The sequence below is a fragment of the Stenotrophomonas sp. YJH_SMC_32 genome (assembly GCF_059369975.1).
Map to the genome: position 1 here is coordinate 26,247 of NZ_JCAFTE010000017.1, position 10,828 is coordinate 37,074.

Below are 10,828 nucleotides of genomic sequence, written 5' to 3' on the forward strand. Positions count from 1 at the left end.
GTACAGGACCACGCGACGGAACCGGGGGCGGTCGGCCTAGTTTACCCCCTGTCGGGCACCTGGCTGGCGGTGGCCGGATCGACGCCGGCGGCGGCCAGGTGATGGCGCGCGCGCAGGCGCTCATCGATCACCGCGGTCATCAGCGCGCCAACGAAGAAGACCACGGTCGCGTAATAGATCCAGACCAGCGAGATCACCAGGGCGCCCATCGAGCCGTAGGCACTGCCGGGGGCCACGGTGGCGATGTAGACGCCGATGCCGTAGCGGCCCAGTGCAAACAGTGCCGAGGTGATGACGCCGCCGATGAATGCCTGGCGCCACGCCACGCGGCGGTCGGGCAGGTAGTGGTACATGAAGGCGAACCCCACCGCGTACAGCAGCAGGCTCGTGACGTACCCCAGGGCGGGGAGGATCGAGGGCAGTTGCGCGAAGGCCACCTGCAGCACCGTGGTGGCCGTCATTGACAGGATCAGCAGGAAGCCCAGGGCCAGCACCACGCCGAACGAGAACACACGCTTGCGCAGCCAGGCCTTGATGCCCTCCAGGCGCTCGCCACTGGTGCGGAAGATCAGGTTGAGCGCGTTCTGCAGCTGCGCGAACACGGCGGTGGCGCCGACGAACAGCAGCAGCGTGCTCCACAGCCCCGCCAACGAGCCGACGTCGGGCTGGTTGTCGGCGTTCTTCAGGACGGTTTCGGCCACCGTAGCTGCGCTGCTGCCAGCCACCGAGCTGATCTGGTCGATCAGCGCCTGCTGTGCCGGCGGGTACAGCGAAGCGGTCAACCACAGCAGCAGCACCAGCAGCGGGGCCATCGACAGCAGGGCGTAGAAGGAAACGGAGGCGGCCTGGGTCAGCACGTCGACGTCGATGAAGCGCTTGGCCACCGCCATCGGAAAGCTGTCCTGCAGGCGCTTGAGGTACTTGTGCAGGGACACGGGAACGTTGGGCTCGGGTTCAACCATGGGTGTGGTTGTAGCAGGCGACCGACGAAGGTGCGGTGAAGCGGGTGCATCAATGGGGTCAGAGCCCTTTCGCGTTGCGAAAGGGATCCGACTCCGTGTACCGGATTACGCCAGCTGCTGCTTGACCAGCTTGGACACCAGGCCCATGTCGGCCTGGCCAGCGAGCTTGGGCTTCAGTGCGCCCATCAGCTTGCCCATGTCGGCCGGGCCGGCGGCACCGGTCTCGGCGATGGCGGCCTGGATGGCGGCCACGATCTCGGCTTCGCCCATCTTGGCCGGCAGGTAGGCTTCGATGACCACGATCTCGGCGCGCTCGATCTCGGCCAGGTCTTCGCGGTTGGCCGCTTCGTACTGGCTGACCGAGTCCTTGCGCTGCTTGACCATCTTGTCGAGCACGGCGATCACGGCGGTGTCGTCCAGTTCGATGCGCTCGTCCACTTCGCGCTGCTTGATGGCGGCATTGATCAGGCGGATCACGCCCAGCTTGTGCTTCTCGCCCGCCTTCATGGCGGCCTTCATGTCTTCGGTGAGCTGCTGCTTCATGCTCATGAGGAACCTCGTGGTGGTAGGTGGGGCGGGGCGGATGCCCGAACCCGGAAACGCAAAAAGCCGGCGACGCTCGCGCGTGCCGGCTTCGGCTCCATCGCGACGGGCAGGCCCGCCGCAATGAAGATGCGTCCGATCAGTACAGGCGCTGACGCTTGGTGACGTCGCGCGACGAGCGGCGCAGCTGACGCTTCACAGCAGCGGCGGCCTTGCGCTTGCGCTCCTGGGTCGGCTTTTCGTAGAACTCGCGCTTGCGGGTTTCGGCCAGCACACCGGCCTTTTCGCAAGTGCGCTTGAAGCGGCGAAGAGCAAACTCGAAGGGCTCGTTCTCGCGGACTTTGACGCTGGGCATGGAATCTCCGGGACACAGTAGAACCGGGTCACGCCCGGCGAGCCGCACATTATAGCGGCGAATCGACAAACTGCAAGCGGCCAACCCTGAATACGGGCCGGCGGTTCGAAAGCAGTGAGATCTGCACGTCCCCCGAGGGGGCGGCAGGGGCGTCATAATAGCAGGCATGCGAGTCCTTGGCATCGAATCTTCCTGTGATGAGACCGGCGTGGCGGTGTATGACACCGACCTGGCCGGCAGCGCGGCCCTGCGCGCCCATGCGGTCTACAGCCAGATCGCCCTGCACGCCGAATACGGTGGCGTGGTGCCCGAACTGGCCAGCCGCGACCACGTCCGCAAGCTGCTGCCACTGGTACGCCAGACCCTGGCCGACGCCGGCCTGGGCGTGGGCGATATCGATGGTGTGGCCTACACCGCCGGGCCTGGTCTGGTCGGCGCGTTGCTGGTCGGCGCCGGCGTGGCCCGATCGCTGGCCTGGGCGCTGGAGGTGCCGGCCGTCGGCGTACACCATATGGAAGGCCACCTGCTGGCTCCGCTGATGGAAGACGACCCGCCGGAAGCGCCGTTCGTGGCGCTGCTGGTGTCCGGTGGCCATACCCAGCTGGTGGCGGTGGACGCGATCGGCCAGTACCGCCTGCTGGGCGAAACCCTGGACGATGCGGCTGGCGAGGCCTTCGACAAGACCGCCAAGCTGATGGGCCTGCCGTACCCGGGCGGCCCGCAGCTGGCCAGGCTGGCCGAGCAGGGCACGCCGGGCGCGTACCGCTTCGCGCGGCCGATGACCGACCGCCCGGGGCTGGATTTCAGCTTCTCCGGCCTGAAGACCCAGGTCCTGATGGCCTGGCGCGACAGCGACCAGAGCGAGCAGACCCGCGCCAACATTGCCCGGGGCTTTGAGGACGCGGTGGTCGAGACCCTGTCAATCAAGTGCGAGCGCGCGCTGGAAGCGGCCGGGACCAACGTGATCGTGGTTGCCGGCGGTGTAGGTGCCAACAAGCGCCTGCGCGCCCGCCTGCAGCAGATGGCCGAGCGCCTCGGCGGCCGCGCCTGCTTCCCGCGGCCTGCACTGTGCACCGACAACGGCGCGATGATCGCCTTCGCTGGCGCACTGCGGCTGCAGGCTGGCCAGCACAGCCCGCCGAAGGTGGATGTGACCCCGCGCTGGGACATGGCGACCCTGCCGGCGGTCTGAGCCGGTAGCGCCGGGCCACGCCCGGCGGACGCTTTACGGACGCCCGGCCAACGGCGACGCCGCCCATACCGTCGTCGCCCGCTCATGGCGCTGCAGCCACCCCAGGGTGTGCGGGCAGCGCGCATGGATCAGCCGCCCGATCGCGGCCAGATCGGCGCCGATGTCGCGCTCGAGGATGGGCTCGTGATGGGCGATGCGGTTGCGCAGGTGGCGGATGCGTCCGATATCCGCATGGATGGCTTTCCTGACGGCACTGGGATGAGCAGAGGGAGCATGCTGCAGAACCCTGCTGAGTGCGGGTATCCAAAGCGTGGAGTCGAAGCGACAGGTGAAGAGCTGCTGCCAGAACACCATCGGCAGGTTGGCGACGATCCCAGGTGTATCGGTTACGCGGCTGGCAAGTTGTTCCAGTACCGTGCGCGGAGAAGTACTGGATGAGGTTGGCAGCCTCCGTCGGAAGGCACCATTCCAGGGCCAACGCGGGCCATGCTGCCTGGCGAGCACAGCTGCAGCGGCGTTACGGGTGACCACTTCGCACAGATGGACCGGCATCATCAGTGCACTGCACATCCGCATGTTCCACAGGTACAGGGATTCGGCTGTGACGTCGGGGCTGCAGGTCGATGCGATTCTCTCGTAAGTAGACAGACGCTCCGCTGACAACGCGCGCCGCAGTACATCGTATGGAGCCATCGTCATGTGCGGTGGTGAAGGAGGGATCGATGTTCGCGAGAGTGGGCGGCGGCGACCATCAGGGAACGTCGTTGTCCGCGCGGCTGATTTTCTGCGTTTTGCCTCGGACGAATACCTGACCTGCCCTGTCGGAATTGGCCTTGACCGGCGATCTGGTCCTTGCCTACTCTGCGTGCCTGCGCCACCGGGACTCGCGGCTGGATTCCAGCTCCCCCCGGGGACAAACGGTAGTACCAAAGGGCCCTGCTAGTGGGGCCCTTTGTTTTTTCCGGCGCCGTCTCCCTGTCGGCCGCTCACCGCCCGTTCCGGGCAGGGTCACCGCCGTGCCGTTACCATGGCCGCCTGTATTGGCGCTGGTAACCGCAATGGACAAGGTTTTCATCGAGGGGCTGACGATCGACGCCCTGATCGGTATCTACGATTGGGAGCGACGGATCCGCCAGGACCTGGTGTTCGACCTGGAAATGGGCTTCGACAACCGTCGCCCTGCGGCCACCGACGACATCGCCCACACCCTGAACTACAAGGCGGTGAGCAAGCGCCTGGAGCAGTTCGTGCGCGAGTCGGAGTTCGGCCTGGTCGAGACGCTGGCCGAGCGCTGCGCGCAGATCGTGCTGGACGAATTCGACGTGAAGTGGCTGCGCCTGAAGCTGAGCAAGCCGGGCGCGGTGCGCGGCGCGCGCGCGGTGGGCGTGATCATCGAACGCTCGCGGGACTGATCCGGTAAATCCGGCCGCCGGCCGGCAACCCCAACAACAACGACAAAGCAAGGAGACAACGGATGGTGGATGCGGTGGTGGCGGTACAGTGGCTGGAACGGCTGCAGAACACACTGGAACCCTATCCCGGCGCCTACCTGGCGTTGATGATCTCGGCGCTGCTGATCGCCGCCGGCCTGGCCAATTGGGTGACCAAGCGCATCCTGCTTCGTGGCCTGCGGCGCCTGTTGCAGCGCCTGCCAGGTGCCGAGTCCGGGCGCGGCAGCCACTTGATGCGGGTGATTTCGCGCCTGTCCAACGTGGTGCCCAGCCAGGTGATCGCCTCGGGCATCACCCTCATCCCCGACCTGCCGCCCAGCCTGGTCAACGTCATCATCAAGCTGTGCATCGTGTGGGCCGTACTGACGGTGTCGATGGCGTTCTCGCATGCGCTGGACGCGGCCAACAGCCTGTACGAGCGCAAGCCCGATGCGCGCAACAAGCCGATCAAGGGCTACCTGCAGGTGGTCAAGATCGTGGTGTTCGTGGCCGCCGGCCTGTCCATCGTCGCCACCCTGCTTGGGGTGAAGCTGGGCCCGCTGGTGACCGGCCTTGGCGCCGCCACCGCGGTGCTGATGCTGATCTTCCAGGACACCATCCTGTCGCTGGTGGCCAGCGTGCAGATCAGTGGCGATGGCCGCGTGCGCATCGGCGACTGGATCGAGATGCCCAGCCAGAACGCCGACGGTGACGTCATCGACATCGCCCTGCACACCATCACCGTGCAGAACTTCGACAAGACCATCACCACCATCCCGACCAAGAAGCTGGTGACCGAGTCGTTCAAGAACTGGCGCGGCATGCAGGAGGCCGGTGGCCGCCGGATCAAGCGCGCGCTGTACCTGGACCAGCACAGCGTCGGCTTCCTGGACGAGGGCGACCTGGCCTTCCTCGGCGAATTCGCGCTGCTGCGCGACTACCTGCGTGAGAAGGAACAGGAGCTGGGGCAGTGGAACGGGCGCCTGCGCGAGCAGGGCGTGGCTGAGGTCAACAGCCGCCGCGTGACCAACCTGGGCACCTTCCGCGCCTACGTGGAGCGCTACCTGCGCAGCCACCCGGGCATCCATACCGACATGACCCTGCTGGTGCGGCAGCTGCAGCCCACCACCGAAGGCCTGCCGCTGGAGCTGTACTGCTTCACCCGCAGCACCGCCTGGAGCGAGTACGAGGCCGTGCAGTCGGACATCTTCGACCACCTGCTGGCGATTCTGCCGGCGTTCGGCTTGCGGGTGTTCCAGGCCTCCAGCGATGCCATGTTGATGGCCGGGCAGCGCCAGATGGCCGGCTCGGAGTAAGCTGCGGTGCTCCCGGTGGGACCATACGGGCCCCGCTGTTGGCTGAAACTGAACGAAGAAACCTCTCGCCAAATGGCTCGGGATCGCTAGAATGCCGGGCTTGTAAACGTTTTCATCAAGGACTGCCGGTGGCCTCCGATCGCATCGAATCCCTCATTGCCCAGATGACCGTCGAGGAAAAGGTCGGCCAGCTGGGTGTCTTCGCGGACATGGTCCGCCCGTTCGCCCCGGACGTGAACCCGGAAGCCAACGTGCGCAATGCCGACCAGGTGCTGCAGCAGGTACGCGAGGGCAAGGTCGGCTCGCTGTTCAATGGCGTGGGCGCCGAGCTGGGCCGCCGCATCCAGCAGGTCGCCACCGAGGAGAGCCGCCTGGGCATCCCGGTGATCCTGGCCGCCGACGTCATCCACGGCATGCGTACCGTGTTCCCGATTCCGTTGGGCGAGGCCGCCAGCTTCGAGCCGGACCTGGCCGAGCGCACCGCGCGCGCCACCGCCATCGAAGCCACCGCTGCCGGCCTGCACTGGACCTATGCCCCGGCCGTGGACATCGCCCGCGACCAGCGCTGGGGCCGGGGTGCCGAAGGTGCCGGTGAGGACGTGGTGCTGGGTTGTGCGTTCGCCGCCGCCCGCGTGCGTGGCTTCCAGGGCAGCGACCTGCGCGCCGCCGATTCGCTGCTGGCCACGCCGAAGCACTTCGCCGCCTACGGCGCGGTGATGGCCGGCATGGAATACAACATGGTGGACATCTCGCCGCAGACCCTGCGCGATGTGCACCTGCCGCCGTTCAAGGCCGCCTTCGAGGCCGGCGCGATCACCGTGATGTCCTCGTTCAATGACATCAACGGCGTGCCGGCCAGTGCCAACGCTGAACTGCTGACCGACATCCTGCGCGGCGAATGGAAGTTCCCGGGCGTGGTGATCTCCGACTACACCGCCGACATGGAGCTGGTCGCCCACGGCTATGCCGCCGACGACCGCGATGCCACCGCCAAGGCGTTCACCGCCGGCCTGGACCTGAGCATGCAGAGCGGCTTCTACGCCGAGCACCTGCCGGGCCTGGTCGAGAGCGGCGAAGTGCCGATGGCGGTGCTGGATGAAGGCGTGCGCCGCATCCTGTGGCTGAAGGAAACCATCGGCCTGTTCGACGACCCGTACCGTTCGCTGGACCCGGCGCGCGAAGCGGATACCTCGCATATCGCTGCGCATGATGAACTGTCGCGCGATGCCGCGCGCCGTTCGATCGTGCTGCTGAACAACCGCGACAACGTGCTGCCGCTGCAGAAGACCGGGCAGAAGATCGCGCTGATCGGCCCGTTCGTGCAGGACCGCGAAAACATCGAAGGCTGCTGGACGCTGTTCGGCGACAAGCAGCGTTACGTCGACCTGGAAACCGGCGTGCGTGCCGCCATCGGCGACGAAGCGCTGCTGGAAATCGTGCCGGGCTGCGAACTGGAAGCGGCCATTCCGGGCGGTACCGAAGCGGCGGTGGCTGCCGCGCTGCGCGCCGATGTGGTGGTGCTGGCGCTGGGCGAACCGCAGCGTTACAGCGGTGAAGCACAGTCGCGCGTGGAGATCACCCTGCCGCCGGCACAGCAGGCACTGGCCGAGGCCGTGGCGATGACCGGCAAGCCGCTGGTGGTGCTGCTGCGCAATGGCCGCGCGCTGGCGCTGCAGGGCGCGGTGCGCAATGCGCAGGCCGTGGCGGTGACCTGGTACCTGGGTACGCAGACCGGCCATGCCGTGGCCGATGTGCTGTTCGGTGACTACAGCCCGTCCGGCCGCCTGCCGGTCAGCTTCCCGCAGGTGTCCGGCCAGCAGCCGTACTTCTACAACCACCCGCGCACCGGCCGTCCGGAGCTGCCGACCATGTCGGAGTTCAAGGCCCGCTGGCGCGAGATTCCGAACGAGCCGCTGTACCCGTTCGGCCACGGCATCGGCTACACCACCTTCGCCTACGGCGTGCCGCAGCTGAGTGCTGTGCAGCTTGGCTGGGACGACACCCTGACCATCACCACCACGCTGACCAACAGCGGTGATGTGGCCGGGGAGGAAGTGGTGCAGTTGTACATCCACGACCGCGTGGCCAGCCGCGTACGTCCGGTGCGTGAGCTGAAGGACTTCCGCAAGGTGGCGCTGCAGCCGGGGGAGTCCGCCGACGTGGTGTTCACCCTGACCCGCGAGCAGTTGGCGTTCACCGGCCGCGATGGCGTGCTGCGTGCCGAGCCGGGCCAGTTCGACCTGTGGGTCTGCGCCTCGTCGGCCGCCGGCGAAGCCGTGCAGTTCGAACTGCTGAAGGCCTGATCAGAAAAAGGGGACGGAGGGGATTAAGTCGTTTGTGCCACTAACGACTTAATCCCCTCCGTCCCCTTTTTGTTGCCGTCACTGTGGCGGCGCTACCATCGGGCTTCCTGTTTCGATGGAGTGCGCGTATGCGCCGGATGGCCTACCTGATTCCCGCTCTGCTGCTGGCGGCCTGTTCGCAGCCTGAGCCGCCGGCGCAGCCTGCGGCGGATGCGCCGCCGCCGATGGAAGCGAACGCGGCAGCGACGCCTGCCGAACCTGCCGCCGCCGCACCGGCCGCACCGGCCGCGGAGGCGCCCGCCGAGGACGCGCGTGCGCGCATCGAATCGCTGCTCGGCGATGCCGCGCAGTTCGAGAAGGTCTTCAACGCGTTCAAGACCGCCGTGGTCGGCGGTGATCGTGCTGCGGTGGTCGAGCAAGTGCGCTTCCCGTTGAACATCAGCGACGGAAAGAAGATCACTGGCCCCGGTGAGTTCCAGCGGAACTACGAGAAGATCATCACCCCGGCGGTGGTCAAGGCAGTGTCCGGGCAGGACTTCGGCAAGGTCTTCGTCAACCAGCAGGGCGTGATGATTGGCGATGGACAGGTGTGGTTGAACGGAACGTGCCTGGACAAGGCCTGCACGCAGACCGAGGTGAAGGTCATCACCATCCAGTGAACGCAGACGGCCCCGCACGCGGGGCCGTTGCGGAGAAACGTGCCGGCCAGCGGCCGGCGGCACCTCATGCCTTCGGCGTGAGCTTCAGCAGGCGCGCCTTGCTGCCGTCTTCCAGCAGCCACAGGGCGCCATCCGGGCCCTGTTCCACTTCGCGGATGCGCTCGCCCATGTTGAAGCGTTCGGCTTCGCGCGCGCTGTCGCCATCAAAGGCCACGCGCACCAGCGAGGTAGACGACAGGCCGCCGATGAAGCCGCTGCCCTTCCACTGCGGGAACAGGCTGCCGCTGTAGATCACGAAGCCGGCCGGCGAGATCACCGGCGTCCAGGTCACCTTCGGCGCGGCGAATTCCGGGCGGGTGTCGTGGTCGGGAATCGGGCGGCCGTCGTAATGGTCACCGTTGGAAACGATCGGGTAGCCGTAGTTGGCGCCACGCACGATCAGGTTCAACTCGTCGCCACCGGCGGGTCCCATCTCATGCGCCCACAGCTTGCCGTTGGCGTCGAAGGCCATGCCCAGGATGTTGCGATGGCCCAGCGACCACACCTGTGCGGCAACCCCGCCCTGTGAGGCGAACGGGTTGTCGGCGGGCAGGCTGCCATCGTCGTTGAGGCGGATGATCTTGCCGAGGTTGCCGCCCATGTCCTGGGCCGGATCGAACTTCTGGCGCTCGCTGGAACTGATCCACAGCTTCCCGTCCGGGCCGAACGCGAGGCGATGCCCGTAGTGGCCCTCGCCGCTGACCTTGGGGCTCTGCCGCCAGATCACTTTCAGGTTCTTCAGCTGGCCACCCCCGTCGGCATCCAGTGCCAGCGTGGCCCGGGCCACCGCGGCACCGCGGGTGTCGAGCGTGCCTTCCTCGGCGTAGCTGACGTAAACAACATGATTCTGGGCGAAGTCCGGGTGCAGGATGATGTCGCCGAAGCCACCCTGGCCACCATAGGCGACCTTGGGAACGCCGGTGATTTCGTGCTTCTGCCCGTTGGCCGGGTCCAGGTGCTGCAGCGTGCCGCGCTTTTCGGTGACCAGCAGGCTGCCGTCGGGCAGGAAAGTCATCGCCCAGGGCTGGTCGAAGCGGCTGACTTCGGTGGCGGTGAACGGCCGCTGGTCGGTGGCGGTGGCTGCAGGCGCTGTGGCCTGGGCGGTACCCGAAGCCGGATCGGCGGCGTTGCAGGCGGAGGTGGCGAGGATCGGCACGAGGCCGAGGGCGAGCAGCAGGGGCGTACGGGTCATGGGTATCTCCAGGGCGGGGATGCGGATGGCCGGGCTGCCCCTTGTATACCACCGCAGCCGTTACCGTCGTGGCCCGAAGGTCCTGCGCCCCCCTGTGCGGCAGCGGCGGGATCGTCTAGGGTGGGCACGCCCGGGCAAAGCATGCCCGTCTGCCTGCCAAGGACCTGCAATGAATACTGCCATGCCTCACAAGCCCTCCACCGCCTTCATCGCCGCCTCGTGGGTGGCCCTGCTGCTGGGTGCGGCGGCGTACCTGATCGGCCTGTTCAATGCCACGATGGCGCTCAACGAGAAGGGCTACTACCTGACCCTGCTGCTGTTCGGCCTGTTCGCGGCGGTGTCGCTGCAGAAGAGCGTGCGCGACCGCGTCGAAGGCATTCCGGTCAGTGGCCTGTATTACGCGCTGTGCTGGTTCGCGTTGTTGTCGGCGCTGATGCTGCTGCTGGTCGGCCTGTGGAACGCCACGCTGGCACCCAGCGAGAAGGGCTTCTACGGCATGGCGTATGCGTTGTCGTTGTTCGGTGCGGTGGCTGTGCAGAAGAACACCCGCGACCTGATCGCCGCCGGTGGTGGCGAGAGCAAGCGCAGCGCGATCATGCCGCCGCTGCCTGAACAGGAATGATTCGCTAGCGCCGAACCCAGGCTCGGCTCAGCCGAGCATGGCTCGACCCTAAACGTGGGGCGAGAGCCGAGCGTAGGCTCGGCTCTTGTGTCTCGGATGGTGCCCTGATCAGGCACAATTCCCCGGTGACCCGGGAGGCTCCGATGACGCTGCCTCGGCTCTTAAGCCTTTGAGCTTGCAAAGTAGATTCAGCGCGTCGGCGGCCTGACACCGCC

At 66.8% G+C, this 10,828-nt stretch carries 11 protein-coding genes; 6 read left to right on the plus strand and 5 right to left on the minus strand.

Going from position 1 to position 10,828, the window contains the following annotated elements; genetic code table 11:
* Positions 1-41: 41 nt before the first annotated feature.
* The 3 genes from AC5P7S_RS15365 to rpsU form a co-directional block, all read right to left on the minus strand.
* Positions 42-962: a YihY/virulence factor BrkB family protein gene (locus tag AC5P7S_RS15365; RefSeq protein WP_095379137.1), complete on the minus strand. Its 921-nt coding sequence runs from the start codon at positions 960-962 to the stop codon at positions 42-44.
* Between the two features lie 105 nt (positions 963-1,067).
* Entirely contained in the window at positions 1,068-1,511 is a 444-nt protein-coding gene (locus AC5P7S_RS15370; RefSeq protein ID WP_049438846.1) for a GatB/YqeY domain-containing protein, read from the minus strand.
* Positions 1,512-1,644: 133 nt separating this feature from the next.
* Positions 1,645-1,860 carry a 30S ribosomal protein S21 gene (gene rpsU, locus AC5P7S_RS15375; protein WP_002808376.1) on the minus strand — a complete coding sequence of 72 codons (216 nt, stop codon included), beginning with the start codon at positions 1,858-1,860 and terminating at the stop codon, positions 1,645-1,647.
* A gap of 166 nt (positions 1,861-2,026) precedes the next feature.
* On the opposite strand from rpsU, the gene tsaD reads away from it, so the two are divergent.
* Positions 2,027-3,052: a tRNA (adenosine(37)-N6)-threonylcarbamoyltransferase complex transferase subunit TsaD gene (tsaD, locus tag AC5P7S_RS15380; RefSeq protein ID WP_005415014.1), complete on the plus strand. Its 1,026-nt coding sequence runs from the start codon at positions 2,027-2,029 to the stop codon at positions 3,050-3,052.
* A 33-nt stretch (positions 3,053-3,085) separates the two neighbouring features.
* On the opposite strand, the gene AC5P7S_RS15385 is transcribed toward tsaD, so the two are convergent.
* On the minus strand, positions 3,086-3,751 hold the full coding sequence (locus AC5P7S_RS15385; RefSeq protein WP_080104275.1) for a hypothetical protein: 666 nt from the start codon (positions 3,749-3,751) through the stop codon (positions 3,086-3,088).
* A gap of 359 nt (positions 3,752-4,110) precedes the next feature.
* Here AC5P7S_RS15385 and folB point away from each other — a divergent pair, with 359 nt between their 5' ends.
* From folB to AC5P7S_RS15405, 4 genes are all read left to right on the plus strand, one after another.
* A complete protein-coding gene (gene folB, locus AC5P7S_RS15390) occupies positions 4,111-4,464 on the plus strand; it encodes a dihydroneopterin aldolase (protein ID WP_005415016.1) in 354 nt (117 codons plus the stop codon).
* Between the two features lie 62 nt (positions 4,465-4,526).
* Positions 4,527-5,798: a mechanosensitive ion channel family protein gene (locus AC5P7S_RS15395; RefSeq protein ID WP_053498700.1), complete on the plus strand. Its 1,272-nt coding sequence runs from the start codon at positions 4,527-4,529 to the stop codon at positions 5,796-5,798.
* Between the two features lie 128 nt (positions 5,799-5,926).
* Complete coding sequence (locus tag AC5P7S_RS15400) at positions 5,927-8,101, plus strand: glycoside hydrolase family 3 N-terminal domain-containing protein (RefSeq protein ID WP_005415018.1); 2,175 nt, start codon at positions 5,927-5,929, stop codon at positions 8,099-8,101.
* A gap of 128 nt (positions 8,102-8,229) precedes the next feature.
* Positions 8,230-8,760, plus strand: a complete 531-nt coding sequence (locus AC5P7S_RS15405; protein WP_095379135.1) for a hypothetical protein — start codon at positions 8,230-8,232, stop codon at positions 8,758-8,760.
* A gap of 64 nt (positions 8,761-8,824) precedes the next feature.
* On the opposite strand, the gene AC5P7S_RS15410 is transcribed toward AC5P7S_RS15405, so the two are convergent.
* The gene (locus AC5P7S_RS15410) at positions 8,825-9,991 is read right to left on the minus strand and encodes a PQQ-dependent sugar dehydrogenase (protein WP_005415021.1); all 1,167 of its coding nucleotides are present in this window, start codon (positions 9,989-9,991) and stop codon (positions 8,825-8,827) included.
* 169 nt (positions 9,992-10,160) lie between these two features.
* Here AC5P7S_RS15410 and yiaA point away from each other — a divergent pair, with 169 nt between their 5' ends.
* Positions 10,161-10,613, plus strand: a complete 453-nt coding sequence (yiaA, locus tag AC5P7S_RS15415) for an inner membrane protein YiaA (RefSeq protein WP_095379133.1) — start codon at positions 10,161-10,163, stop codon at positions 10,611-10,613.
* Positions 10,614-10,828: the final 215 nt, after the last annotated feature.